Below are 25,108 nucleotides of genomic sequence, written 5' to 3' on the forward strand. Positions count from 1 at the left end.
TGGACGCCAAGTTTGGGGGGAAAGATGACTGGAGTCACGTTTCCCCGCTTTTACTGGGTGTAACTGCAGATTCGCCAACAACATCGATGTGGGAAACTTATGAAAAGCAAAGTTGTACGATTGTTTATCGCGATGGTTTTGTGTGCAATCGCCATGACCACTGCGATGGCGGAAGATAAAGGAAAGAACAGCGCCATGGTGAAGCCGAAGGTGATTTTCTTTGACGTCAACGAAACGCTGCTCGATTTAGAGTCAATGCAAGATTCCGTCGCGAAGGCGCTGGGGGGCCGCAAGGATTTGCTCCCGCTGTGGTTTTCAACCATGTTGCATCATTCGTTGGTCGATAGTGCGACGGGGCAATATCATCTGTTTGGCGACATCGGCACGGCGGCGCTGATGATGGTGGCCGAAGCGAACGGGATTACGTTGACCGAAGCCGAGGCCAGAGCGGCGATCGTCACGCCGATGCTGCAATTGCCGCCGCATCCCGATGTGGTCAAAGGTTTGCAGGCTTTGAAAGACCAAGGTTACACGTTGGTCAGCCTGACAAACTCCACCAACAAGGGAGTGCAGAAGCAATTTGAAAACGCCGGCCTGACCGACCTTTTCGATCGCCGTTTGAGCATTGAAGACATCCAGGTCTACAAGCCGCACCTGCTGACCTATCAATGGGCGGCTAAGCAACTGGGCGTAGAGTTGGACGAGACCTTGATGGTCGCCGCTCATGGCTGGGATGTCGCCGGCGCCAAAGCGGCCGGTATGCAGACGGCGTTCGTGGCGCGACCGGGTAAGGTGATGTATCCGCTGGGAATGGAGCCGGACTATGTTGTCAGCGATCTGGTCGAGTTGGCGGAGACGTTGAAGAGGCGCGAGAAGGAGTAGGCCGCGGCAGGCGGTTTCTGCAGGAATCTTTAGGCGGGCGCATCCGCATCAGGAGGAGTCGGTAAGTCCGGCGAAGAGCAACTCCAGCCGATCAAAAAGAAAAAGCCAATCGCCGGCAGGAAAATATCAGCCCAGAACATCACTCCGGCATTGCCGGGGGCGAAATTGTGACGCGCGACCATCTGGTAAATATGGCCGGCCGCCGCTCCCCACATGAAACAGGCCGGCCCTACATTCGCAGCCAGTCGCAGCCCAAAATCTTTTTGAAACGCGAGTAGTCCGACCACGCCGAAGCCGAGACTCGCGAAACCAACTTCAAGCTGGAATGGGCTATCTGCCCAGCCAATGAATTTAGCCGCGATCTCGCCAAAGAAGACATGCATCACAAAGTTGTAGATGTAGAAGAGCCCGACGCCGCATAAGCAGTAGTAGGCCAGCAACGCTTCAAAGACGCGGTGCTGGGTGAGCGTTTGGCGATGGACGGCAAGCGAGGCCGCTGAGCAGAATAATCCGATCAGAAAAAACGTAACGGCGTAGTTGCTAAGAACCCATTGGATGATCGCTGCGAGCATGACTGAACTCCGTCGCAATCGCGGTTGGGGCGAGCAGATGAAACTGCGGATTCGCTACAGCCTGGCGTGGAAGAATCTCGCCGACATCGCCGGCCCAGATAGCAGAGCTATCTGGGCTATCGCCGGATTGCCTGCAACTAAATCAAATCGACTTTCCGCTTCTGCCGCCGCGTCTTGCGCTGGCATTCCTGGCAAGTGCCGTTGACGATGAACTTGTGGCCGGTGACGCGAAAGCCCTGTTCGCGGCCGACGGCGTCACGCAGGCGGATCAGTTCTTCGCTATGAAACTCTGACAATTTGCCGCACTGGGTGCAGTAAAGATGGTCGTGGTCGGGGTAGCCGTAGTCATGTTCGTAGACGGCTCGACCGCCGATGTCCATCTTGCGCAGCAGGCCGGCTTCGACCAGCTCGTTTAAAGTGCGATAGACGGTCGGGCGACTCACCCGTTTGGGGCCGGCGTCGCGTTGGGCCAACTCTTCGATCAGCGCGTCGGCGTCAAAATGTTCATGCTTGCTGAAAACATGCTCGACCAAAATACGGCGCGGCTGCGTGATTCGCTTCCCCTTGGCCTGAAGATACTCTTCAAAGCGTTCCATGGGGGGTAAAGCGACGTCTACGCTGGTCAATGCGTACGATTCGCCAAGTTGCGAGTGGGACATGCTGGTCTCAAATTACGGAAACGATACTAGCAGGCTTGTTGAGACTCTTTCCCAACAAGCAATCTCGTTTAGAGGCCCATAGTTAGGACAAATGGGGCTGTGGGCAGTCTCAATAAGAAATTGTAGGCGCAGAGGCGTTATTTGCAACGGGCGGCTTGCAGCGCGCAGAAAAAAACCGGCGAGCCATCCGAGCTGCGCCGGCTTTCGAGACGTTGATTTGGAGGGCCCGGGGGGGCCGAAAGTTCGGGCTGAATTAACCGAACTCGTCGAGCAATCGTTCCAGCGCGATATCGAGCTTGTCGTCGCTAAAGTAGCTGCCGTCCGCGATTTGCGCTTTGATCTGGGCGACCTTGTCGGCCCGAATATCAGGCGTTTCACGAACGCGGCTGACGATATCGGCTTCGGCCGAAATATCGACCTGATCGACGGTGTCAAAACGTGACGTCGGTTCCAGCGTCTGCGTAGCGCCACCGGCGCGATGCGGACCGCTAATCGACTGAGGACCGTGCAATTGAGTTGGGCCGTTAATATACATAAAGCTTCTTCCTACTCCCTTCGGGCGCTGTGGAACCGTTTACCGCCGTTTGCGGGCGTCAGTATTCAGTTCCGTTTCGTCCAGGCGTTGTTGACCGGAAATTGGAGGCCCCAGCTAGTCATTTATCTGAAAGTCAGGTAGTGACCGCTTCCGTGCCTCAAAAATATAGTTCAAAGCTTGCCGCTGAGCGCCGCATTCCGTGTCTAGCCGACAATCCATGCGAAGCGTGAGACTTCGCGGCTTGAGAATAGCGTAAGCACTACTCTCATCGACATGCTAGCACCGGCGCTGGATCGCAAATGGTTGGTTTCTTGTTGTAACAACTCGCGGGGAGCTTTCCGAACGGCGAAAGTTTGTCGCCTTTGTGCATCACGTTGAGCGAACTCAACCGGCTTGCAGTCTTCGGGCCACGCACCCACTTGATCATTTGTTCAGTTGTCTGGTCGTAATTGTTACGTCCCGACCCCAAACCATGTTCGCGAATTTGGCGCCAAACGCTTTGAACCGGTTATGCCGGTCGTCGTTTATAGAAAATGCGGGTTGGCGAATCAACAGCAACTGCGGCAGGCGAGCGCGGCTACTTGAGACGATTCTGACGGTTCGGCCGAGAAACTTTTAGCGTTGTAGTGAATCTGCGTAAGTTGCAGGCCGCCGGGATAGCGACGGCGGACCCAAGTGTCATGCGGCTAGCTTGCACGCAGACAGCAAAAAAACTTTCTGGATTTTGCGACCCTGTCTAGCGCCCAGCGACGCCGGCTCGCCAATTTTGCACCCAACGCTTCCAAAGTGATTGTCAAATCTACAATGACGGCGTCTAACTAGAGTCGATAGCAGCTGGGGGTGTGGTTCTCCGCAAACGCGGGAGCCCAAACGAAAAGGTTGAACCCTTTTCGTCTGCGAAACGTCCAATAGATAGATGCGGACGTTAACTATTCAGCGGTGAAGGATCATCGCTTCCCAAGCTACAGGGATTCGTAGCGGACTTCCATTAAGGAGTTCGCGCCATGGACGAACCTCTCATTGACCAGCTGCAGATTCGTCTTCTCGATAGTCGCACAGGCGACGAACTTTTGGTGGGACTTGGTCCTTACCTAGAGTTTTCGCAGGAACTCGACACCGAGTTGAACGAACTACGCCATACCTGGCGTAGCTTTGAAACCGAACGGTCGCTCGCGCGTCCTTTCGATCGTCGCGCCGCCGCTTTGGACGATGCGACCCAAAACGACCTTTTCTAGTTTACGGAAACCTCTGCGGTTAACGCGGAGCCAGCAAATAGGGGACGATCGAACTTCGGTCGTTCCCATTTTTTTGCGCCTCAGCAGCTTTGCGTGCGGCATAGGCCGATTGGACCAAAGCCAATCCTTCGCTTGACTCTCCTAAGACCAGCGTCGATTGCGGCGCCGCTAGCGCTAGCAGCGCCGGCAAGTCGCCATACTTGGCGCCGCCCGGCACGAACGACGGATCACGGAAGTCGAGCAGTTGGCCAAAGCGGAAGCCGCCGGTCGCGATCGCCGCGCGATCAAACATCGCAGGGTCCGTGCCCCGGGCCGCCGCCCCGATTGCGCCGCAATGGCCGACGCCGACCAGGTCGACAAACTTGGCGGCTCGATCATGCCCTCGCACAAACGCGCCGACCGTCAGGACGTCGGCGACCCGTTGGGCGAAGAGCGGACGATTGTAGCCATAGGTGTAGCCGGCGAACTGACGCGGGTTTTCGACAATGCGATTGGTCTCTTCTCCGCCAAACTCTCCCTGGCCAAACAGGTCAACGCCGATGACCGACGCGCCTTGGGTGACCAACTGCCGCACCATCGGACGCAAGGTTCCGTCTTTCGCATAGAGCCCCCCCTTCCCTTCTGGTGAAAGCCAAATGACCGCTTGGCCATTCCACTTCTCGGGATAAAGGAAGACGATCGGCAGTTCGGTCTGATGATCGCTGCCCCCGTTTTTTTGCAGTAGCCCGGTGATCTGCAGATAGCCATCGCTCGACTGCTTGTCGGAAACGTTGAATTGAAGCGCGTCGAATGTTGGGGACTTCGCTCCCAAGATCGTATCCCAAGCGCCGCCGACCACTTGGTCGAACTTGGCGAAGCTCTCTTCGTCTTGCGGCGTAAGCGCGGCGATCGCGCGGTCGGACTCGGTCTTCATTTGGTGCAACAGTTTGCGTTCGAAGTCGACAGAAGTCGGGGGCTGCGGGTGCTGCTCGTCCCAGACCGTTTGTTGATCCCGCTGGAGACGATCGTAGTCATGCTCGACGATCGGCGTTTTCAACCCCAAGCCAAAGGCGCGGTTCATCAGGTCATACATCGGCGCGCGGGCGACGTTGTTGTAGTTGTGGTTAAAGTGGGTCGCGGCGTGCAGCGAGACGTTCTTCTTGGCGCCGAGATCCGCATACAGTTTTTGAAGCTCCGGAAACCCTTTCGTTTCCATCTCCTTCGTCCAGTCGTTGGCCGCCGTCATCGCCTGCGGCTTGGGAGCAAACAAAGCGGCGAACTCGACATTGCCGGTATCGACGCGAAGCAGCGAGCAGTTCTCGCAGGTGCAGCCTCCCTGCATCGCGGTCGAGACCATCACGGCCGGGTAAGACGAAATGATCCGCGGGTCGAGCGCCGCCAGGATCATGGTTTGCGTGCCGCCGCCGCTAGATCCGGTCACCGCCAAGCGTTGGGGATCGACGTAAGAGAGCGACTCGAGAAAGTCGAGCGCCCGAATCGAGTTCCACGTTTGCAGACCCATGATGGATTGCAGGTTCGCTTCGGCCTGAGGACTGAAGAGTCCCCAGTTTTCGACGGTGTTCATCTCGGCGCGTTGGTCCGCGAATTTATGCGCGACGTCAAACGAAATTTGCTGGCTGTCGGCATAGCCGATCATGTCATACAGCAGCGCAACGCAACCCATGCGGGCCAGTTGGACGCAACGGGCCTGAACCGGAGAGCGACCGCCGTTCTCGAAACGCTCGGAGCCGTTGTTCACATCGTGGAGAATGCCGTCGGCTCCCCGATCGTAAAAACGACCATCTTCCCAATGGCCATGTGGGCAGAGAACAGCCGGAATGCGACCACTGATATTTTTGGGCCGATAGAGACTGCCGGTGACGTAGAAACCAGGAAAGCTCTCGAAGTAAACCTTCTCGACGCTATAGTCCTCGAAGTCAAGCTTGCCATGCACGACGGCGTTGAGGGGAGATTTCTCTGGCAGCGGCCACAAACCAAGCGCCACGCTCAGCTGGCGTTTCACTTGCTCGGCGCGAGCGGGCCATTGATCCTTCGCCGGCGGATTGAACGGAAAGTAGCCGTGCAGATCTTTCAGCGAGCTCAGACGATAGTCGGCCGGCTGGGCGTCGTCTGCTAACGCTTGGGGCGCCGCGAGCGGTTTTGGTGAATCAGCCCACAGTTCGCCGGTGATCGACAGCAACGATAGCGATAGAATGAAGCAGAACAGTCGAATCATGGGAAGAATCCTGTCGAAGTCTACAACCGGTGGGAGTCGATAATAATTGGGGATCGTCGAGCGAGCGACGATGTCACGTGAAATGTTAATACCAAGATGACCGACAGCGACCCCAACATGCAAGCAGAATTTTCGAAGGCGGACTCCCCTTCCCTACCGATGAATCGTCGTGATTGGACCGCGTGGCCCACTTGTCCCGGTTGCGGGCAGCGGCGGATGACGCATTGCCCTGCTTGCGGCGAAGCGTCCGAAGATTTTTTACTTGCGCCATATCAAGAGACCGGGAACGAGATGCGCTCGTCGCGACCGCAAGCTGCGCCGGTCACCGGCGACCAGCACCCGATGCTGGTCTGCCCGACGTGCGACGATCAGTTTCGCCCCCAGTTCTATGAGACGTGCGCTTGGTGCGGCCACGAATTTAAAGATGGCGAGCGGCTCTCGATCAGCGAGATGTTCCGCGCGATGTCACACCGCGAGTGGTGGACGATTCTGGGGTTGGTTGCGGTAGGACTAGGTGGGCTGATCTGGTTTGCGATTGTCTTAAACAGGTAAGAATTTGATGGGTCAGCGTGCAAATCGACTCAATCGATTGGGGGTGCATTTTCTCTTGGCTTGATCACGGCGTTTCGATCACTCGTCGCGGGATTGCCGTACCGTTGGAGAAGCAATCATCATCAAGCTCGCGGGTCGGCAGGCCCCCTTTCTCTGCACGATTTTAAGAAAACGGGCAATTCTCTCTTTTCAAGTTAAATTGGGAACCGCATGATGGAATGCCGGCGAGATATTTCACCCCAAGCCGATAGCCCCAAAGATCCCGCGAGCGAAAATGATCCGTACTGCCCTCAGTCTGTTTGTTCTTTTGCTCTCCGCCGCATGGCTGCAGGCGGATGATCGTCCCAATATTCTGTGGATCACGATCGAAGACTGGAGTCCCGATCTTTCCTGTTATGGAACCAAGGGGATTCAGACGCCGCATGTCGATCAACTCGCCGCGGAAGGGATTCGATACGAACGAGCCTTCACGACGGCGCCGGTCTGTTCGGCTTCGCGATCTGCGATGATGACCGGGTTTCACCAGAACTACATCGGTGCGCAGCAACATCGGACCGACGACAAGAAGCCGCTGCCGTACGGCATTCGTCCTGTACCGCATTTGTTCGCGGATGCCGGCTATTTCACCTGTCTGATGAGTTCGAAAACGGACTGCAACTTCCTGCCCGACTCTCGCAAGGAGTTATTTCAGGGACGAGATTGGAAAGAACGAAAGCCGGGGCAGCCATTTTTTGCCCGAATCAGTTTTGGCGGAACGCATCGCCCTTGGAAACGCGATCCGCAGCGCCCCATTGAGATCGAGGATGTCGAACTTCCGCCCTACTACGCCGATACTCCTTTCATTCGCCGCGATTGGGCGAATGGGCTCGAGCAAATGCAGTTGGTCGATCGCGAAGTTGGCGCGATCTTGAAGCGTTTGAAAGACGATGGGCTCGCGGAAAACACGATCGTCTTTTTTATCGGCGATCATGGACGTTGTCACATCCGAGGGAAGCAGTTTTTGTATGACGAAGGGACGCGCATCCCGATGATCATGCGTTGGCCCGGCAAGGTGCAGCCAGGCCAAGTGAGCGATGACCTGGTCTATTCGATCGATATTTGCGCCACCATCTTAGAGGCCGCGGCGATCAAGCCGCCGGTTGCTCTGCATGGTGCAAGTCTCTTCAGCCGGGAAGTCCAAGAGCGGAAATACATCTTCACCGCACGCGACAAAATGGATGACACGCATGACGCGATGCGAGCGATCCGCTCTCAAACGCACAAATTGATTTTGAACTTGATGCCGGAACGCGCCTATTGCCAGTTCAGCTTCTACAAGGAAGGTTCTTATCCGCCGCTGGCGGAAATGAATGTCCTAAACCTGGAAGGAAAACTGACGCCGGAGCAGTCCGCATTTATGGCTTCCAGTAAACCTCCGGTCGAACTGTTTGATCTAAAGAAAGATCCCTACGAAGTTCACAACGTCGCCGATGATCCCGCCTACGCCGCGGTGAAAGCCGAAATGTTGGCGGAGCTGGAGCAATGGAGAACGGAAGTGATCCATGATCAAGGAGTCACGGCGGAATTTCGCGCCCTCGAAGCGTTTCCCAAATCGTGCCCCACCGCAACGGTGGGCCAATGGGTTCAGGAGCACAGTTCCGAGTACGATTTCAACCAACTCGGCGTACCCGGTTGGTATCCGACGCGCACCTTGGAAGAATGGCGCAAAGTCAAAACGCTTTGGGAGCCGTACGTCTTTCGCGGCCCCGAAGAGAAGGCGGCTCGCCCGGCGATTCCCTCTACCAAAAAACCGAGTAGTCGCGGCAAGGCTTCCCGCTAGGAAATCACCTGCAGCGTTTGGCGACCATACGGCGCTTTGTCAACGTTTGGCATGGCGCCGGTTATTGTTCGTGCCGAATAACATTGGCCAAGGCAGAATTTCCGTCGCCTAAGCGCCGGGACGATTTCTCAGCGCTTCCCAAACTTCTTCAAACTGGCGGTTGAAGTCGGCGTCGACTTCGATTGATTTTTGCATCACTTTGGCGTCGACCGCGACTTTTCGGGCTCGCTCAAAATCTTCCATGCGGTACAAGCAGATCGCCTGGCCGGCGGCGCCAAACGCGCGGGCTTCGGTCTCAGAGCTGTCTTGCTCGGCCAGATCGCGGAAGAGGTGCATCGCGCGGAGGTAGTTCTCGGTTCCGCCGCGATTCATCAGGATCGTCGCTTCTTGCTTCCAGGCTTTCAGCGTCCACGCTTTGGCGTCAGCGCTAGTGTCCGGAGGAAAGTATTCGCCGACGCTATGAAACGCTTCAGGCGTCCCATCCATCATCGCGCGATAAAACTGTTCTTCGGCCGAGCCGTGATTCGGTAACTTTGCGCCGGCGATTGGTCGCTCGGGTTGCAGTAGCGGAGCTTCGCGACTCGACCAGGCGATCGCAGAGCCAAGCCCAAAGCAAAGCAGCACCAAAGCGATGGGCATACCCCACTGTCGCGCGGCGGCATAGCGCTTTCGGGATCGCCCGGCGATTTTCATGATGCGATCCAACTCGCGGGTCGCGGCCGAACGATCGCCGATCGCGGCCAACTCGGACATCGACCAATCGTGGACTCCCCCGCCTAAGGTCTCGGGGCCGACCGCTTCCAAGACGTCGCGCAGCTCTTGCAGCAGTTCCGTCGCGTTTTGCTGGCGATTCTCCGGCTTCTTCGCCAGCATCTTATGGATGACGCGGGTCAGTTGCGGCGGCAGGTCTTTGCGGAGCGTTTCCAATCGCGGTGGTTCGGTCTGTAGATGTTGTACGGCGACCGACAACGCGGTGTCGCCGTCAAACGGAGGCCGGCCGGCGACCAAGTGATAGATCGTTACGCCCAACGAATAGATATCGCTGCGCGAGTCGGTTGGTTTTCCTTCGACCTGTTCAGGGCTCATATAGAGCGGCGTTCCCAGGCTGACGCCGATCTCGGTCAGGTTCAGCCCTTCGCCGTTTTGACTTATGACGCGTGACAAGCCGAAGTCGGCGACCTTCACTTCGCCGGAAGCGGTGATCAGCACGTTCTCGGGTTTGATGTCGCGATGGACGATCCCCTGCTCTCCCGCTTTGACCAGGGCCGCGGCGACTTGACGCAGAATCGCGAACGCCGCTTTGACATCGACCGAACCGGTTTTGCCGGTCAGCTGTTTCAGGGTTTGCCCCGGGACGTACTCTTGGGCGATGAAATGCGTCCCGTCGATGCAACCGACCTCGAAGATCTGCACGATGTTGGCGTGCGTTAGTGCGGCGGCAGCCTGGGCTTCGCGATGGAATCGCTTGACGTACGATTCTTGCTGCGCGAGCGCCGGCAGAAGGACTTTGAGGGCGACCTGCCGCCTGAGGCTAGTCTGCTGCGCGAGGAAGACTTCGGCCATCGCGCCTCGACCCAACCGCCGAAGCACTTGATAGTCGCCCAACGATTTGCCCGTAAGGTCGCAAGTCGCGGCGAAGGCTGGAGTTGAGGATTCGGCCATGGGGCGTCCGCAAGGTGAACAGTGACATCCTAGATTCAGTATGGGCGGCGATCTCCTCCAAGGCAACCAACGGGTGAAACCGTCGCCCCAGATCCGCCGATTAGAGGTGGGCCTCTGGAGGAGGGGTTTTTCGCGAATCTTCCGCTTTCTCTGGCGGCATCCGTTGGTGGAGCCATTCGTCCGACACAAAGCGCCGCAGCAGCGACCGCAAGCTGACTCGGAGGGCCGAATTTACTTCATCATTAACTTCGCCGGTGACGCCGACAAATTCGACCTGGGTAAATCCGCTCCAAGTGAGCCACAGTCCCCATTGATAGCGAGTCGCGGAAGCGTTGATCCGCTCGGCGACACGTAGTGCCCAAAACGCGCCAAAGCTGTCGCGGAAATCGAGCCAGACTCGATCTTCGGGGCGTAACGCGGGCCCCTTCGGCGGCCAGTCGACGACCGTCAAAAAGATCGCGGTCAGCAACAGTAGGATTGCCAGCGTCGCTCCTCCGGCGGCAAGTCCGACGCCGATTCCCGGCAGATGCTTGGCCAGAACCAGCGTTTGCGCCATCGCCAACAGAATTGCGGTCATGCAGAAACGCGTGGGGCCGTTATTTAGTAGTCCCACTACGATCAGCACAAATAGAAACCAACTACGAGCGCCGACCAGGACAAGTTCTCCCCCCCGCCCCGAGGCGAATTGCTCGCCGACCGGCATCACCAGCACGGCCCACAGCGTGACGACCACCCATTGCCAGGCGACATTCTGCGGGCGTTTGGCGCCCAGCTGAGCCATCTGGGGGCAAAACAGAGTCATGCCGGCGGTAAAGCGAAGCGAATCGCGAAACGGGACGGCGGATCCGGCGGAGACCGCCAGACCGATCCAGGTTTCGACCCCGGTGACCGCAATCCAGGCGATCAACACCCACCACCAAGGAGCGATCAGGGTTGTTCCCTGCAACGAGCGGCGACGTGAGGCCAAGAGCAAAATGCCGACAATTCCGGCAATCATCGCCGTTAGCCCGGTGATGACGCCGGGCTGGATATCTCCGAGAGTCTGCAAAATCGTCATGTTCCGGTCCGACGCAGGACTGCCTCCCTTCTATATGCAGGGCGACTTTGGGCCTCTTTGATCGTAGCACCAACTGCTGCCGTGAACAAAGGATAGAGCGATTCTGCAGCGGCTGGCAATTCGCAATTTCTCCAAAAATCACCATGATGCATTTGCACAACGCCAACGGTGGGCAATGTTTCTCCAGAGCGACGCTCGCGCTTGCCATGCTCCTGACTTGGGATTGCGGCGATTGAGCGATCCGACTCCCCCACTCAATTGCCTGGAGACTGTCCGATGAATTTGAAAGCCATGGCCGCGTTGCTCGGCATGATGATGTTCGCCACGCTGGCCCACGCCGGCGGTTGGGGCGAAATGATGGGGTACTCAAGCGCCGCCGATTGCGGTTGTGCCTCGACGGCCGCTTGCGGTCCCAACTGCGCCAACGTTTGGGACGGGTATTGCGCCGATCAGAGCTGCGGACGCCGCAGTCCGATTCAAGGGCGTTACCACTGGTTCGCTCTCCCGACCGCTTGTGGTTGCGGACCGACCTGCGCTACCGGCGCTTGCTGTGATGAGTACCCCATGTGCAACTGCAATGGTCCCCATTTCGAGCGCGTTTGCGAGAAATGCCCGAGCTGCCTGAAGATGTTCAAAGTGCGTGGTTACAGCGGCGGAAGCTGCGGCGCTCCAGGTTGCAGCGCTTGCGGTCAAGCGAGTACCCGCATCATTCAGTTGGGACAACCGTCGTACCAAGAGATCCAAATGATGCCGTCGGCGCCGCGTGTTCCGACCAAAGAAGCGAAGCTGATCTACCCCAGCCATCGGGCGACGCTTCCGAACTAGATTCTCGGATCGAGCCGATCCTTGCGGGGAGTGATGATCGACTTGGATCCAAAAGCAGTCAGAGCAGCGGGAAAGGGCGCGTCTTCTCCGAGACGCGCCCTTTTTTTGCGCTGAAGTGAACGCGGCGTTGTCGCTATAGTCGTTGCTAGCATTATTTTCCTCAAGTTTGGCTACAGCAGACTTCGACCAGCATCCGATGATGAACAACACACTCAACGCGAGCGGACGGAATGCAAGACGCGTTTCGTTTCCATTGGGTCATGGGGATCGACGGACCGACCAACCATGACCTTTTTTTGTGCGCCGTAGGCAATCTTGTCTGCTCGGGCCCCTCTAAGGCGCTCCCGAAAATGGGGTGAAAATTACCCCTCTGTGGATTGATTGTCCCCCTCTCTAGATATAAACTGCGGTTCATCAGTCTAGGAATTTTTTCGGCACGGAAGCTTCCATCTCATTTTGGGTAGGAGATTTTCGCATGCTGCGTGTCCGATTCATTTCTGCTTTGATGATCTTGGGGCTAGCCGTCGCCGGTTTCACAACATTCTCGGCCCGAGCGGCAGACGAGCCGTCGGTTGCGGCTCAACCGAAAATGGCGACCAAGGCTCGTAGTGAGCCCCGTGGCCGGCTTCCTAATTTCTACGGTCAAGTAGTCAGTGAGAAGCAAAAGGAAGAGATCTACTCGATCCAGAGCGAGTACGAGGCCAGGCTTGACGAACTGGTCCGTCAGATCGTCGTGCTCAAGGCTGAAAGAGACGCCAAAGTCGACCAGACTTTGACTCCCGAGCAGCGAAAAGAGATCGCGGATCTGCGGGCCGAGTCCGAAAAGCGACGTGCGGAACGTCGCGCTTCGGCAGGAAATGCGGCTAAATCGAAATAATCGGCGTCGTTGATCGCGAACCGATTGTAGATCAGCACGAGTCGCGCCAGCGGCTCGTAGGGGCAGCGCGTGCTCGAGCTTTCGGGCACGCGCTGGTTTCGAATCCTCTGTGGCGACTCTTCGCGACGATTCCGTCGACCGGCCCCCAGTCTGCGAGAACCGAGCGCCGTTCGTTAAGCGAGTTCCTGCCGTAAAGCGTCTGGCTCCACTTGCACCGGGCCGTCAAACGGCGTGGGAAAGACAGCGATGGTGTACTTTTGCTTGGCAAGTTTGTCGAGAAATCGATCTAAAAAGCTCGAAAGCTTAATGAGCTTGGGTGAATAGCGGTTCCATTTGTCGGTCGCGCACAGCTCTGCATGCGGCTGATCGGGAAACACGATAAATCCCTTTCGCCGCTGCTCATCGGTTGATTCGGCCCAGCCGTCGGCATACAAGCCCCACAGTTCTTTATTCTCGCGAACCGTCCGAATGAAGTACTGCAGACGCTCGTCGCCGCTGAGATCAACGGCGTTAAATCGTTTCGAGGAGAACATGCGATTTGACTTCTACTATGAAATATGAGGAGATGATGTAAACCGCATGCTCCGATGCGGATGGGCAAGCTGTCCACCGGACCATCGCTGCTTCGAGCCAAGTAGGAGGGCTCTCGCGAGTCGCGGCGTGGCAAATGGGAAAAATGACGAGGAGTTGCGGTTTATCGTCACCGGTCGGTTGGACCGGCGTTGTTGCCCGTTAACTGAACCTCAGCGGACGAGTAGTAGCCGCTAACGTAAGTTAGGAAGCGAATGTCCAATATTTTCGCATGTTTCCTCGATAAAATTCGAGACCATGGCCCCCATTAAAGGGTGTCCGAACTTGGGAAATCGAATAAACTCTTAAGGATTGTAACTGCCTTGGTGCGTGTCCAGGGAGTATGCAAGTCCATCACCTTCTGCCCCGATCTTTCACAATATGTGCCTACTGGCAATCCAATATCGCTCGGTTGCCGAAGCGCCCATTTTGGTCGCCGCCAATCGAGAAGAATTTTACGATCGTCCCAGCTCCGCTCCTTCGATTCAATCAGGGAAGCCTCGTGCTTTATGCGGAATTGATCAGCAAGCCGGCGGAACGTGGCTGGGCGTCAATCAACACGGGCTATTTGTCGGTGCGTGCAATCGCCGCAAGATGAATCGCCCCATCGCTCCTCGATCGCGTGGACTGCTCTGTCGCGAACTGCTTCGCGCTAGTTCGGCCCAAGCGGCCGTTGATATGGCGATGGAAGCACTCAACAATGACGAGTATGACGGAGTCAACTTTGTGGTCGCTGATGGCCGTACCGGCTATGCGATTCATGGGGGAGATGACATCAACGCTCAACCGTTGGAAGAAGGTTTGAACTTGATCGGCGGCGGTGATCTGAACGATTCCCGCGACGAACGCGTCAAGCTGGCTCATCGACTGTTGACGCTGCAAACGCTCGATTCAGCCGTGAAGTTCCTCGCTGTGGCGAGCAAAGTTTTTGCTCGACCGTCAGCCGCTCCCGGTCGTCCCGGCATGGTGATGGAAGGTCGCGAATGGGGAACGGTCAGCTCCACGCTGATCGCCCTCGGCAAAAAGCCGCGTGATGCGATCTATCAATTTGCTGCCGGCGCTCCGACGAAAGTTCCGTACGAAGATTTCTCGCCGCTGTTGCGTGACATCCTCAGCCGCGGACTTCGCGAAGCGCGAACCAAAACGCAAACCAGCTAACGCGTTTGCGTTACTAGCTTGATCTCTCCAAGAGCCTCGCACGCAACGAGGCTCTTTTTTTGCGCGCCGCCCGAGAGCGAGAATCTTGCAGCAGTAAACCGGCTCGCGTCTGGCCGACACATAGCGGCGAAGATCGAACTGTCGAAAGTTGGCCTAATATAATGATTTGCAAGCGAATAAGGCGCTACAAAGAATCCCACGTTTTGTGATTGAAAACATTATTTAATTGGGTTATTTTCTAGCACGTAAGGGGTATGCGGCCCCACTTCCCTCCCTGGGTGCGAGCGTCCTATGAAACCGAAACAGACCGGCTTTACTCTGGTGGAGTTACTTGTCGTCATTGCGATCATCGGCGTATTGATCGCGCTGCTTTTACCGGCGGTCCAACAGGCGCGCGAAGCGGCGCGACGTCTGACTTGTCGAAGTCAGCTGAAGAATTTTGGATTGGCGCTGCATAACTACCATGACGTCCACGGCGTATTGCCGCCGGGTCTGACCGCTTCGGCCAACGGCGGTTGGTCTTGGGGTTCGATGCTGCTTCCGTTTATTGAGCAGAGCAGCATTCATGATGCGATCAACTTCAAGCTATCGCCTAGCAACGGGAGCAATGCGACGGCGATTCTCAACACCATCCCGATCGCCAATTGTCCCAGCGATCAGGCGCCGAAGACGAACGATGAACTGTCGCTTCCCGAGCAGGCGACAACTAGTTATTGCGCCTCAGGCGGCGCGAACATGTACACTCCCAACAAGTGCAGCGGAATCGAAGAAGGTGTCTTCTATCACAACAGCAAGCGAGCCTTTCGTGATTTTACCGATGGTTCGTCCAATTCGATTGTGGTCGGCGAAGTCGTCTGGCGCGTCACGCCATATATGTCGGGCAACGCTGCACGCAACTTGCAACATTACTACGGTGGGCAAGTGACTGTTCCGTGGTACCACAACGGCGATCCTTGCGGCGTCGGTTCTGACGACAACACCTATCGTCGCACGTTTGCGATCATTCGTAACGCCGGCTATCCGATGAACGTCTATCACGCGGCGGCCGATACGTACTATGACAACGCTCACCATGCATTCGGCAGTCATCATCCCGGTGGAGCGCACTTTTTGTTTGGCGACGCTTCCGTTCACTTCTTGAGCGAGCATATCGACTCGAAGACCGACCGAACCTGGTGGCCGAATATCACCGACGGTCAGGATGATCCCTCTCGGTTTACCGGAGTTTACCAAGCGCTGCACGTGATCAACGATGGCAACGTCGTTGCGATCCCTTAACGTACCGGCCGCATGCCGTTCGAGATCCTCGACGGAAAATGCAAACGTCGCTTTGCTCGCGTCTCAGGTTCCGTTCATTTTTCAGTTTGGAGATCGTCTCCAGGGATAGTTTCATCATGGCGCGCTACGGCTTGTTGCTACTATTTTCATTTCTGCTGACGGCAGTTGGGTGCAGCCCCGATGGTCCTCCGATTGCCGAGGTCGCAGGTCAGGTTCTACTCGACGGAAAGCCGCTCCCAGAAGCGGAAGTCACATTTCAGCCGGTTTCCGGCCGACCCTCGGTCGGAACCACTGACCCCGATGGTCGTTTTGAGGTCCACTATTCGGCGACGCGTAAAGGAGCGCTGGTTGGTGATCACAGCGTTCGCATTTCCACCTATCAAGCGCCGCACCCAATCGGTCCCAACGGAGAAATGTCGTCGTTGAAAAAAGAAGTCGTTCCGCATCGCTACAATCGTGACACCGAACTGACGCAGACGGTCGAATCGTGGGGCAACAACTTTGTGTTCGAGTTGCAGTCCAAATAGCGACCGGCGGCCAGCTCAGATTCCCTTGAAAAAACCTCGTCCTCAGCGGCGAGGTTTTTTTAGGCGCGCTTCGTTTCCAAAGAATCATGATCGCAACGTGTGAGCTTGATGCGCCCCAAGATCCATCACTCGCTTGGCGGCCGTCGGCGTTCTTCTCATTCGTCCTCTCTCTTGCTCTTTTCGAAAGTCTAGTTCTAGGAGATCAAAGTCAGGATTTACGCTGGTCGAACTGTTGGTGGTCATTGCGATCATCGGCGTCTTAATCGCATTGTTGCCGCCGGCGGTTCAGCAAGCTCGGGAAGCGGCGCGGCGGATGAGTTGCACCAACAATCTGAAGCAGATCGGGCTCTCGCTTAAAATGACTAAGGCTGGGCGCCAATCTCGAACTCGACGAGAACGGCACGATGATCGGACGGCCATTCGCCAGGAAAAACAATTTCGCTGAACGCCGCCGACTCGCCAACGACAGCCGCATCATTCACACGCAAGTTTGCTCCGGTGAAGTAGACCATATCGATTCGATCCAATACGCGATCCGCGTTCGGATGCCGCCCTGGGGTCCCAGCGGGATAGGTCGGCGTCCATGTTAGTCCCGGCTTTTCGACTTCGTCGGGAAACGCCGTGCGATAGGCGTCGCGCATTCCGGCTTGTTCCAGCATTTGCGATCCCCGCCAAGCGATGGCGAATCGCAGCGGCACGTGGGTTGGGTTTTCCACCCAGCGGTCGAGACCCTGCTCGGCGGCGCGCTTGGTCCAGTCGAGATGCGACGGTTCGTTAAAATCGCCTGTCAGGATGACGGTCTCGCCGGCGGCGACATAGGATTGAATCGTATCGACAGTTTCTTGGTATCCCCTCGCGCCATGATTCTTGTCGCAGCCATCAAGAATCTGTTGTTCCCACAAATCAAAATTCTGGGGAGCTCCATTCTGACGAATATCTTTTTGAATGTCATAAGGCCCATAGGGCCCCGGTCTCCAGTGGGTGTTGACGATCACGATCGAATCGCCGGAAGGGAGATGAACGCGGCAGACCGTCGGCAGACGATCGACGGAAATCGGCGTGAGCGGGTACTTGGAGTAGATCGAGCCGGCGCGTCGCCAGTTGTCGCCCAAAGCGGTCAGCAGGCGATCCGACGAAGTATCTTCCTGAACGCCGATCACATCCGCCTGCGTTTGCTTTATCACGGCCGCGAGTTCATCATGCCGCGATCCGCCGAACCGCTTGTTGGAGAACCCCGTGTTGTTCGCGTCGTTCCCTCCCTGCAAAATATTGAATGACAGCACTCGCAGCTGAATGGAGTCGCCGTCGTGCGCAAGTACGATCCTGCTAGAGGGCAATGTGATAGCGAGACTGATGACGAAGAGGGCTGCAATACGCAACGAGCAACTCCTGGGAAAGTGGTGGAATGAGTGGGGAGAAACGCAGCAGCTGACGAAATCTCATCTTAAATTGCTCATGGTGAACGACATACCAGCAATCGGCGCAACACGCCTGACGATTTGCGCAGCAAAAGTCTTTTTCGTTCAGCTGTCGCCGACATCGGAAACCTTGGAGAAGCCCCCCCGAAAGTGTTCGCCGACCGTGGCAAATGGAGCGAGCCGCGTTTATAGTGCATAGCAGACGAAACGAGAGCGTGTTATGAACCGCCCCCTTTATTGCACCACCAACCTGTAATCTCCGCATGAACCCCACCCGCATCAGCCGGCGCAGCGCGCTGGGACTTCTTGGTCTCACCGCCGCCGGCGTCTCCACCGCATTCGCCGCCCAGCCCAAGCCAAAACGCATTCTCCTTCGCTCGTCATGGCAGACGATCAACATCGGCGACATCGCTCATACGCCGGGCGTGTTGCGACTGTTGGCCGAGTACTTGCCCGATACCGAGGTGACGTTGTGGCCCAGTAAGATCGACAACGGCGTTGACAAGCTGCTGTTGGCCAATTTCCCCAAGCTGCGGATCGCGCAAGGAAAGCAGCAGCTCAGTGCGGCGTTCGAAGATTGCGATTTTCTGCTGCACGGCTCCGGCGCATCGCTTGTCGCCGAGAGAGATGTGCGACGTTGGTCCGACGAAACGCAGAAGCCGTACGGAATCTACGGGATTACCTTCCCCCCCAAGAGCTCATCGAGCACTGTTCCGAGGAGCGAGAAGGCGGTGATGGAATCGGTCCGCATTTTGAACGGGGCGCAGTTTGTTTATTTCCGCGACTCCCGCTCGTTGGCGTTCGCCCAAGAAAAAGGTTGTAAAACGCCGATTATGCAGTTCGGTCCTGACGGCGCGTTCGCCTGCGACCTGCGTGATGATGACAAGGCCGATGCGTTTATGAAGAAACACGGTCTCGAAACCGGCAAGTTTCTTTGCTGTATTCCACGACTCCGCTACACTCCATCCTGGATCTACAAAAAGACCGCCGTGGATCCAGCCAAGCATGTTCGCAATGAGGAAATGAAAGAGCACGATCACGCTCCATTACGCGACGCGATCGTCGAAGTCATCAGAACCACCGACATGAAAGTCTTAATCTGCCCTGAAGATCAAACCCAGATGCAGATCGGCAAAGAGATGTTGCTCGACAAATTGCCGGCCGACGTTCTTACACGCGTCGTCTGGCGCCCCAACTATTGGCTCACCGGCGAAGCGGTCAGCACCTACATCCGCAGCGCTGGTCTGTTCGGCAACGAGATGCACTCGCCGATCATGTGCATCGGCCACGGCGTGCCGGCCGTCGTTTGTCGCTGGAAAGAACAGACGACCAAAGGCTACATGTGGGAAGACATCGGGCTCGGCGATTGGTTGTTCGACATGGACGATCCAGCCAGCGTGGGCAAGATCGTGCCGACCGTGGTGGAGATCGCCAAAGATCCGGCGCAGGCCCAGCAAAAAGCAGTCGCCGCTCAGAAGCGTGTCGAGAAACTGCAAGCCGAATCGATGGCCGTTTTGAAACGAGAGTTGGCGAAGTCGTAACGCATAGCACCGTACGAGGAAACACTTTCCCACGGTGCGAGCGTTTCCCCGGTTGGCCGCGATAGCTCCGCTATCGGGGCGGCGCAGCCGTTAGAGGCCTTTGTTAGCGGATTGCAGCGAAGGAACCTTTTGCGAACCGAATCCGCCGAGTACGCATCCGCTTGGACGCCAACCCCGGATAAAGTCCTCTTACCGACTTCGTCGGTCCAGATAGCGGAGCTATCCGGGCCACCCGGCCTCCGTCCGGCCGATAATCGCAACTTCAAAAGACGCGAGCCAAGGGAATCGATTCTGCGAATCCCGTAAAGCACGAAGTCGCCGAACGAATTCCCTTGGCTCGCGGCGCGAGCTAGTGGTTTAAGCTGGCGCGACGGTTCGTTCACAGAACGGGCAGCGATCGCCGTTCGGAAAATCTTCGGCGTCGTCTTCTTCGTCGCTGCGCAGCGCCGACGTTTCGCGATGTCCGCAGTCGGGGCACTTGTGCTCCCAACTGTGGATTTCCAGCTCGTCGTTTTGAAAGTGGTTGTAAGTGCAAGTCATCGTATCTGACTTGCACTTGGGACAACCGCCAATCGTTTGACGATCGCGTGACATAATTGGTAGCCGCTGTTGTTAGAAGCCGCGGGCTGCACAAATGTCGTCGAAGTCACGCAGGTGATAATCGACGCCGGCGAAATCGAGCGTGCGACAGAGGCCGCGAAGTGCGACGCCCATGCCGTCGGGGCCGCTGAAACCGCCGAACTGTCCGCCCCCTTTGACGTGCGGTTCGAGGTCGAGGAAGACGCCGGGAATGCCCCGCTTTTGCAACTTCTTCTCGAGCTTCGGAATCATCGCGCCAAAGTCGCGCAAGATCCGCTCATGAGCGCTGTCGCCCAGATCGGACGGCACGAAGTTCTTGAGTGCGTCTTCGTCAATGTGCCCCTTCTCGGTGATCGGCTTGGTCACCTTGTAGTCTTTGATGTGCATCCAGCCGAGGCCCGGCTTCATCTTGACGTACTGCTGATAAACTTCGTCCGGCGTATAGCCTTGGCAGACCAGGTTGCCGGCGTCAAAGATCAGCATCATCGCCGGGTGATTCACCTTCTTGTGAATCTCGGCCAAGATATCGCCGGTTTGACCGATCAGGTTCGCTTCGACTTCGAGCCCGAAGGTCAGATCGCTGCGGTGACACATTTCGGCGATTTGGCCCAACTGTTCGACCGCTTGCGGAATGTGATCGTACGGATCCGATCCGATCGGGTGATAGAACGAGAAGCCGCGGATTAGTTTCGTCTCGAACGCATGCGCCAGATCGCACGCCTTTTGCACGTCGGTCGCCAGATACTTATCGAACTTGACGAACTTGTTCTTCGAGCCATCGTCAGAGTCGACCAGTTTCACTTTGCCGATCGGCGAACCGATCGACGCGACGTTCAGACCGTATTCCCCTTCCATCTTGCGGATCTTGGAGATCTCGGACTTGTTCAGCTGCATCACGTTTTTGATGCCGTTGCCGACATCGATAAAACGGAGACTGTAATACTCGAGTCCAAGAGCCGCGAACGCACTGAATTGTTGTACTGCGAGTTTGTCATTCGCCGCTTCATCCGCAAAGCCGGAGAGGAGGACTTGGGGAAGCTCGTTCATGAATCGCCCTAGCGAAAATGGTTTCAGGAACACGGAGAAAGACGTGTATTGTGCGGGGGAAGCGGCGGAGTCGCAACCACCCTAGCACCGCGCAAAGAGACGCAAAAAAGTGGTCGCTTCGTGCGAAAAAAGGAGTTATTCTGTTAGTCATCGCCTTCGTTGGAGGCGGACTCTCACCTCTCCCCTCTTTTTTCCCGCCCCCCTGCCCTGTTCGGATTGCGAGAACACGTGATGCGCGTTTTGTCCCTGCTCTTGGTCTTGTTGGTTTCCGCTTCGGCTTCGGCCAAGTCCTTCGTCTACGTCTCGAACGGGGGCGACAAAACGATCTCGCTCTTCTCGATGGACGAAGAAAAGGGAGATCTGACATTGGTCAACACGATGCAGCTGGAAGCGGCGCCGGGGCCGATGGCGCTGTCGCCGGATCAAAAGTTCGCGTATGTCTCCACTTCGCGGCCCGACAGTCTGTTGAGCTTCGCCGTCAACGCCGAGACCGGCGATCTGACGCAACTTGAAGCGGTTCCGCTCGATGCGACCTCTTGCTTCGTCTACTGCGATCCGACCGGTAAGTGGTTGCTCAACACGTACTACAGCGCCGGCAAAGTGACGGCTCATCCCGTCAGCGGCGGCGACATCGGCGACTTGGCGCAGACGATTCCGACCGTGAAAAACGCCCACTGTATCCGCACCGACGCTACCAACCGCTTTGCGCTGGTCCCTCACACGGGCCCCAACCAGATCTTTCAGTTCCGCTTTGATCCATCCAGCGGCAAGTTGACCGCCAACGATCCGCCGTCGGTCAATGGTCCGGCGACGACTGAGCCGCGACACGTGCAATATCACCCGACCCTGCCGTTGGTCTTCTCTTCTGATGAGGTTGGCGACAGCATCACGTCGTACGACTTTGATCCGGCGAAAGGAACGCTGAAGCCGCGGCAGACCGTTTCGACTTTGCCTGCCGGCTATGACGGTTTGAAAAACACCTGTGCCGATCTCGAGCTGACCGCCAACGGCAAGTTCGCCCTGGTCAGCAACCGCGGGCACGATTCGATCGCTCGCTTCGCAATCGGCGACGATGGTCAGATAACCGCGCTGGGGCAAACCCCCACCGAAAGCGTCCCGCGATCGTTCAACTTGGCCCCCAATCAAAAGTTTCTCTACTCGGCCGGCCAAAAAAGCGACCAGCTGGCCGCCTATCGTTTCGATCAAACGAGCGGCGATCTCACTCCGCTCGCAACTTACAAAACGGGAAAAACCCCCAGTTGGGTGCAGGTTGTTACTTTCGCGGACTAATATAGGGGTTAATGTGATCCTTTTCAGCCAGCGAAACGAACTAAGGGCGTGCTGCGTCACTTTGCGCCTCTGTGCGCACTTGGGGAATCTTGTTGCCGAACCGTCGTCGATTGCGTATCTTAGAGGGTAGGAAACGTGCACTCCGGCCGTTGGCCGCTCCCCGCCTCCCTACCAACCTCCCGCCTCTAGGAAATGCCGCCCATGCGCCGTACTTGGCTATGGATGCCGCTTGCGATTTCGCTGTTTGTGTCGGCCGCTGCGCAGGCGGAAGAGCCTGCCGCGGAAGCGAAGTTTTCGCCAGAGCAGATTCAGTTCTTCGAAGCGAAGGTCGCTCCGCTGTTGACCAAGCATTGCAGCGAGTGTCATTCGGCCGAGTCGCGCAAGTTGGAAGGTGGTCTGATCCTCGACAATCGCGCCAGCATCTTGGCTGGCGGCGATAGCGGGGCCGCGGTCGAACCCGGCAACGTCGAAGACAGCTTGTTTATCCAAGCGGTCCGTTACGGCGAATTCTCGTATCAAATGCCTCCCAAGGCCAAACTGGCCGACGAAGAGATCGCGATCTTCGAGAAGTGGGTCGCCGATGGGATGGCCGATCCGCGCGGCGGCGAAGCGATCACCTACGTCGAAAAAGACCCCCGCGACTTCTGGTCGTTCAAAGATCCGCAGCGTCACGATCCTCCGCAAGTCAAACAAGCCGACTGGCCGCAGGGCCGCGTCGATCATTTCATCTTGGCGAAGCAAGAAGAACAAGGGCTCTCCCCTTCTCCGCCTGCCGCCCCGACCACGCTGGTTCGCCGGCTCTATTTTGACTTGACCGGCCTGCCGCCGACCAAAGAGCAGATTGACGCGTTCGCCGCTGACAGCTCTCCGGAAGCGATCGAGAAGCTGGTCGATCAACTGTTGGCGTCGCCCCACTTCGGCGAACGTTGGGCGCGGCACTGGCTGGACGTCGCGCGCTACGCCGACACCAAGGGTTACGTTTTCCAGGAAGATCGCGCTTATCCCGGCGCCTACAAATATCGTGACTGGGTCGTGACGTCGCTGAACGAAGACCTGCCGTTTGACCAGTTTGTCGCCCAGCAATTGGCGGCCGATCGTCTTCCGGAGGGAGAACGTCATCTCGAGGCGCTCGGCTATCTGACGCTGGGACGTCGCTTTTTGAACAACAAACATGACATTCTCGACGATCGCATCGACGTCGTCGCTCGCGGCTTTTTGGGGCTGACCGTCGCTTGTGCGCGTTGCCATGATCACAAGTTCGATCCGATCAGTCAGGCCGATTACTACAGCATGTACGGCGTCCTCGGCGGTACGAAGGAAGAAACGCCGGAAGGCATGCCGCCGATCCTGCACGACGAAAAGCCGCACGACGTGCGGATCTTCAAACGCGGCCAGGCCGGTAATCGCGGCGACATCGCCAAGCGGCAGTTCCTTTCGGTTCTGACCGACAAAGACAAGCCGCTGCCGTTGACCGACGGCAGTGGACGTTTGCAGCTTGCCCAAGCGATCACGGCCCGCGACAACCCGCTGACGGCTCGCGTGTTTGTCAATCGCGTGTGGGGTCATCTGTTTGGCGAAGGCCTGGTCACCACGCCGAGCGACTTTGGCGCCCAAGGCGAGAAGCCGAGCCATCCGCAGCTGTTAGACGATCTCGCGGTCGAGTTCATGGAGGATGGCTGGTCGGTCAAGCGTTTGATTCGCCGTCTGCTGTTGACCGCTACTTATCAGCAAGCCAGCGCCGATCGCGCCGACTGTCGCGCCATCGATCCCACCAACATTTATCTCTGGCGGATGAATCGCCGCCGCTTGGATTTTGAAGCGTCGCGCGACAGCCTGTTGGTGGCGACCGGTTCGCTCGACGAAACGCTCGGCGGCCCAGCCGTCGACATCACGGCCAATCCTTCGCCGCCGCGGCGGACGATCTATGGCCAGGTCGACCGGCAGAACTTGCCTGGGATGTTCCGCACGTTTGACTTCGCCGGCCCCGATGCGCATTGTCCGATTCGTCCCGAGACGACCGTGCCGCAACAGGCGCTCTTCATGCTCAACAGCTCGTTCATCATGAATCAGGCCGACAAGCTGGCTCGCGACTCGGCCCCGCAAGCCGATCCGCAGCAGCGCGTCAAACAGCTCTACCAACGAGCGCTCGGCCGCGATCCCAGCGAAGCCGAACTCAAGCTGGCGATCCAGTTTGTCACCAGCGCTCCCAGCGACCCGGCGCCGGCGACGCCTTGGCTGTATGGCTACGGCAGTCGCGATAGCGAGACCGGCAAAGTCGCTCAGTTCACGCCGTATGCGTCGGTCTCGGCCGATGGCAAAACCTGGCAAGCCGCGGCCGAGCTGCCCAACAAGGTCGCCGGCTGGTCCAGTCTCAACGCCGGCGGCGGTCATCCCGGCAGCTTAAAGTTCGCCGCGATTCGCCGCTTTGTGGCTCCGACCGGCGGCGTGATCACGATTGAAGGCAAGTTGCGTCATAAGTCGGAAAACGGCGACGGCGTCTTTGTTTCGATCATCGGTCCCGGCGGACCTGTCGGAAATTGGAAAGCCAAACACGGCGGCGCTGCTACCAACGTTGAGCAGGTCGAAGTCAAAGCCGGCGACGTGATCGACTTTGTCACCGAGTCCGGCGAAACGATTAGCAACGACACCTTCGAGTGGACCGTCAACCTGCTGATGCGCGGCGACACGATTCAAGCCTGGAACAGCGCCTCCGACTTCAACACGCAGCGACCGGTCGACGCTTGGACGCAACTTGCCCAAGTGCTGCTGGTCTCCAACGAATTTCACTTTGTCGACTAACGACGCGTGCG

Annotated in this window: 22 protein-coding genes and 1 pseudogene; 13 read left to right on the plus strand and 10 right to left on the minus strand. The window is 57.3% G+C overall.

Annotated features, from left to right (window positions below; translation table 11 throughout):
- Positions 1-99: 99 nt before the first annotated feature.
- Positions 100-882, plus strand: coding sequence for a haloacid dehalogenase type II (locus DSM3645_RS10315; protein ID WP_002652084.1), 783 nt, complete (start codon positions 100-102; stop codon positions 880-882).
- A 29-nt stretch (positions 883-911) separates the two neighbouring features.
- On the opposite strand, the gene DSM3645_RS10320 is transcribed toward DSM3645_RS10315, so the two are convergent.
- The 3 genes from DSM3645_RS10320 to DSM3645_RS10330 form a co-directional block, all read right to left on the minus strand.
- On the minus strand, positions 912-1,454 hold the full coding sequence (locus DSM3645_RS10320; RefSeq protein ID WP_002652085.1) for a DUF6790 family protein: 543 nt from the start codon (positions 1,452-1,454) through the stop codon (positions 912-914).
- Between the two features lie 137 nt (positions 1,455-1,591).
- Positions 1,592-2,113, minus strand: coding sequence for a Fur family transcriptional regulator (locus DSM3645_RS10325; RefSeq protein ID WP_050769342.1), 522 nt, complete (start codon positions 2,111-2,113; stop codon positions 1,592-1,594).
- A 253-nt stretch (positions 2,114-2,366) separates the two neighbouring features.
- A complete protein-coding gene (locus DSM3645_RS10330) occupies positions 2,367-2,648 on the minus strand; it encodes a flagellar biosynthesis anti-sigma factor FlgM (protein ID WP_002652088.1) in 282 nt (93 codons plus the stop codon).
- 1,004 nt (positions 2,649-3,652) lie between these two features.
- Here DSM3645_RS10330 and DSM3645_RS10335 point away from each other — a divergent pair.
- The gene (locus tag DSM3645_RS10335) at positions 3,653-3,883 is read left to right on the plus strand and encodes a hypothetical protein (protein ID WP_002652089.1); all 231 of its coding nucleotides are present in this window, start codon (positions 3,653-3,655) and stop codon (positions 3,881-3,883) included.
- Between the two features lie 19 nt (positions 3,884-3,902).
- Here DSM3645_RS10335 and DSM3645_RS10340 read toward each other — a convergent pair whose 3' ends face one another.
- Entirely contained in the window at positions 3,903-6,098 is a 2,196-nt protein-coding gene (locus DSM3645_RS10340) for an alpha/beta hydrolase family protein (RefSeq protein ID WP_002652091.1), read from the minus strand.
- Positions 6,099-6,257: 159 nt separating this feature from the next.
- Here DSM3645_RS10340 and DSM3645_RS10345 point away from each other — a divergent pair, with 159 nt between their 5' ends.
- Positions 6,258-6,650, plus strand: a complete 393-nt coding sequence (locus tag DSM3645_RS10345) for a hypothetical protein (RefSeq protein WP_002652093.1) — start codon at positions 6,258-6,260, stop codon at positions 6,648-6,650.
- Between the two features lie 274 nt (positions 6,651-6,924).
- Complete coding sequence (locus DSM3645_RS10350) at positions 6,925-8,469, plus strand: sulfatase family protein (protein WP_002652094.1); 1,545 nt, start codon at positions 6,925-6,927, stop codon at positions 8,467-8,469.
- 108 nt (positions 8,470-8,577) lie between these two features.
- Here DSM3645_RS10350 and DSM3645_RS28055 read toward each other — a convergent pair whose 3' ends face one another.
- Positions 8,578-10,131, minus strand: a complete 1,554-nt coding sequence (locus DSM3645_RS28055) for a serine/threonine-protein kinase (protein ID WP_002652095.1) — start codon at positions 10,129-10,131, stop codon at positions 8,578-8,580.
- Positions 10,132-10,231: 100 nt separating this feature from the next.
- Positions 10,232-11,188, minus strand: a complete 957-nt coding sequence (locus DSM3645_RS10360) for a hypothetical protein (protein ID WP_002652096.1) — start codon at positions 11,186-11,188, stop codon at positions 10,232-10,234.
- A 276-nt stretch (positions 11,189-11,464) separates the two neighbouring features.
- On the opposite strand from DSM3645_RS10360, the gene DSM3645_RS10365 reads away from it, so the two are divergent.
- Both DSM3645_RS10365 and DSM3645_RS10370 read left to right on the plus strand, forming a co-directional pair.
- Positions 11,465-12,013 carry a hypothetical protein gene (locus DSM3645_RS10365; protein ID WP_002652097.1) on the plus strand — a complete coding sequence of 183 codons (549 nt, stop codon included), beginning with the start codon at positions 11,465-11,467 and terminating at the stop codon, positions 12,011-12,013.
- A 475-nt stretch (positions 12,014-12,488) separates the two neighbouring features.
- Positions 12,489-12,890 carry a hypothetical protein gene (locus tag DSM3645_RS10370; protein WP_002652098.1) on the plus strand — a complete coding sequence of 134 codons (402 nt, stop codon included), beginning with the start codon at positions 12,489-12,491 and terminating at the stop codon, positions 12,888-12,890.
- A 173-nt stretch (positions 12,891-13,063) separates the two neighbouring features.
- Here DSM3645_RS10370 and DSM3645_RS10375 read toward each other — a convergent pair whose 3' ends face one another.
- Positions 13,064-13,423, minus strand: coding sequence for a DUF2750 domain-containing protein (locus DSM3645_RS10375; protein WP_002652099.1), 360 nt, complete (start codon positions 13,421-13,423; stop codon positions 13,064-13,066).
- A gap of 418 nt (positions 13,424-13,841) precedes the next feature.
- Here DSM3645_RS10375 and DSM3645_RS10380 point away from each other — a divergent pair, with 418 nt between their 5' ends.
- The 4 genes and pseudogenes from DSM3645_RS10380 to DSM3645_RS29985 form a co-directional block, all read left to right on the plus strand.
- Positions 13,842-14,618: an NRDE family protein gene (locus tag DSM3645_RS10380; protein ID WP_002652100.1), complete on the plus strand. Its 777-nt coding sequence runs from the start codon at positions 13,842-13,844 to the stop codon at positions 14,616-14,618.
- 291 nt (positions 14,619-14,909) lie between these two features.
- Positions 14,910-15,896: a DUF1559 domain-containing protein gene (locus DSM3645_RS10385; RefSeq protein ID WP_002652101.1), complete on the plus strand. Its 987-nt coding sequence runs from the start codon at positions 14,910-14,912 to the stop codon at positions 15,894-15,896.
- 116 nt (positions 15,897-16,012) lie between these two features.
- A complete protein-coding gene (locus tag DSM3645_RS10390; RefSeq protein ID WP_002652102.1) occupies positions 16,013-16,423 on the plus strand; it encodes a hypothetical protein in 411 nt (136 codons plus the stop codon).
- Positions 16,424-16,580: 157 nt separating this feature from the next.
- Positions 16,581-16,778: pseudogene (locus DSM3645_RS29985) on the plus strand (type II secretion system protein); the annotation flags it as partial.
- A 7-nt stretch (positions 16,779-16,785) separates the two neighbouring features.
- Here DSM3645_RS29985 and DSM3645_RS28060 read toward each other — a convergent pair.
- Entirely contained in the window at positions 16,786-17,802 is a 1,017-nt protein-coding gene (locus tag DSM3645_RS28060) for an endonuclease/exonuclease/phosphatase family protein (RefSeq protein ID WP_081444787.1), read from the minus strand.
- A gap of 302 nt (positions 17,803-18,104) precedes the next feature.
- Here DSM3645_RS28060 and DSM3645_RS10405 point away from each other — a divergent pair, with 302 nt between their 5' ends.
- Entirely contained in the window at positions 18,105-19,382 is a 1,278-nt protein-coding gene (locus DSM3645_RS10405) for a polysaccharide pyruvyl transferase family protein (protein ID WP_002652105.1), read from the plus strand.
- Positions 19,383-19,739: 357 nt separating this feature from the next.
- Here the strand turns inward: DSM3645_RS10405 and DSM3645_RS10410 are convergent, their stop codons facing one another.
- The gene (locus tag DSM3645_RS10410; protein WP_002652106.1) at positions 19,740-19,976 is read right to left on the minus strand and encodes a hypothetical protein; all 237 of its coding nucleotides are present in this window, start codon (positions 19,974-19,976) and stop codon (positions 19,740-19,742) included.
- Between the two features lie 18 nt (positions 19,977-19,994).
- Positions 19,995-21,008, minus strand: a complete 1,014-nt coding sequence (locus DSM3645_RS10415) for a sugar phosphate isomerase/epimerase family protein (RefSeq protein WP_002652107.1) — start codon at positions 21,006-21,008, stop codon at positions 19,995-19,997.
- 231 nt (positions 21,009-21,239) lie between these two features.
- Here DSM3645_RS10415 and DSM3645_RS10420 point away from each other — a divergent pair, with 231 nt between their 5' ends.
- Together DSM3645_RS10420 and DSM3645_RS10425 are read left to right on the plus strand one after the other, a co-directional pair.
- Entirely contained in the window at positions 21,240-22,298 is a 1,059-nt protein-coding gene (locus tag DSM3645_RS10420; RefSeq protein ID WP_002652108.1) for a lactonase family protein, read from the plus strand.
- Between the two features lie 201 nt (positions 22,299-22,499).
- Positions 22,500-25,097, plus strand: a complete 2,598-nt coding sequence (locus DSM3645_RS10425; protein ID WP_050769343.1) for a PSD1 and planctomycete cytochrome C domain-containing protein — start codon at positions 22,500-22,502, stop codon at positions 25,095-25,097.
- Positions 25,098-25,108: the final 11 nt, after the last annotated feature.

The sequence above is a fragment of the Blastopirellula marina DSM 3645 genome (assembly GCF_000153105.1).
In the GTDB taxonomy this organism is placed as follows: Bacteria; Planctomycetota; Planctomycetia; order Pirellulales; family Pirellulaceae; genus Blastopirellula; species Blastopirellula marina.

Bases quoted from the DNA above. Each gene is read 5' to 3' on its own strand.
- DSM3645_RS10315 (WP_002652084.1), top strand. From the start codon at position 100: ATGAAAAGCAAAGTTGTACGATTGTTTATCGCGATGGTTTTGTGTGCA.
- DSM3645_RS10320 (WP_002652085.1), bottom strand. From the start codon at position 1,454: ATGCTCGCAGCGATCATCCAATGGGTTCTTAGCAACTACGCCGTTACG.
- DSM3645_RS10325 (WP_050769342.1), bottom strand. From the start codon at position 2,113: ATGTCCCACTCGCAACTTGGCGAATCGTACGCATTGACCAGCGTAGAC.
- DSM3645_RS10330 (WP_002652088.1), bottom strand. From the start codon at position 2,648: ATGTATATTAACGGCCCAACTCAATTGCACGGTCCTCAGTCGATTAGC.
- DSM3645_RS10335 (WP_002652089.1), top strand. From the start codon at position 3,653: ATGGACGAACCTCTCATTGACCAGCTGCAGATTCGTCTTCTCGATAGT.
- DSM3645_RS10340 (WP_002652091.1), bottom strand. From the start codon at position 6,098: ATGATTCGACTGTTCTGCTTCATTCTATCGCTATCGTTGCTGTCGATC.
- DSM3645_RS10345 (WP_002652093.1), top strand. From the start codon at position 6,258: ATGAATCGTCGTGATTGGACCGCGTGGCCCACTTGTCCCGGTTGCGGG.
- DSM3645_RS10350 (WP_002652094.1), top strand. From the start codon at position 6,925: ATGATCCGTACTGCCCTCAGTCTGTTTGTTCTTTTGCTCTCCGCCGCA.
- DSM3645_RS28055 (WP_002652095.1), bottom strand. From the start codon at position 10,131: ATGGCCGAATCCTCAACTCCAGCCTTCGCCGCGACTTGCGACCTTACG.
- DSM3645_RS10360 (WP_002652096.1), bottom strand. From the start codon at position 11,188: ATGACGATTTTGCAGACTCTCGGAGATATCCAGCCCGGCGTCATCACC.
- DSM3645_RS10365 (WP_002652097.1), top strand. From the start codon at position 11,465: ATGAATTTGAAAGCCATGGCCGCGTTGCTCGGCATGATGATGTTCGCC.
- DSM3645_RS10370 (WP_002652098.1), top strand. From the start codon at position 12,489: ATGCTGCGTGTCCGATTCATTTCTGCTTTGATGATCTTGGGGCTAGCC.
- DSM3645_RS10375 (WP_002652099.1), bottom strand. From the start codon at position 13,423: ATGTTCTCCTCGAAACGATTTAACGCCGTTGATCTCAGCGGCGACGAG.
- DSM3645_RS10380 (WP_002652100.1), top strand. From the start codon at position 13,842: ATGTGCCTACTGGCAATCCAATATCGCTCGGTTGCCGAAGCGCCCATT.
- DSM3645_RS10385 (WP_002652101.1), top strand. From the start codon at position 14,910: ATGAAACCGAAACAGACCGGCTTTACTCTGGTGGAGTTACTTGTCGTC.
- DSM3645_RS10390 (WP_002652102.1), top strand. From the start codon at position 16,013: ATGGCGCGCTACGGCTTGTTGCTACTATTTTCATTTCTGCTGACGGCA.
- DSM3645_RS10405 (WP_002652105.1), top strand. From the start codon at position 18,105: ATGAACCCCACCCGCATCAGCCGGCGCAGCGCGCTGGGACTTCTTGGT.
- DSM3645_RS10410 (WP_002652106.1), bottom strand. From the start codon at position 19,976: ATGTCACGCGATCGTCAAACGATTGGCGGTTGTCCCAAGTGCAAGTCA.
- DSM3645_RS10415 (WP_002652107.1), bottom strand. From the start codon at position 21,008: ATGAACGAGCTTCCCCAAGTCCTCCTCTCCGGCTTTGCGGATGAAGCG.
- DSM3645_RS10420 (WP_002652108.1), top strand. From the start codon at position 21,240: ATGCGCGTTTTGTCCCTGCTCTTGGTCTTGTTGGTTTCCGCTTCGGCT.
- DSM3645_RS10425 (WP_050769343.1), top strand. From the start codon at position 22,500: ATGCGCCGTACTTGGCTATGGATGCCGCTTGCGATTTCGCTGTTTGTG.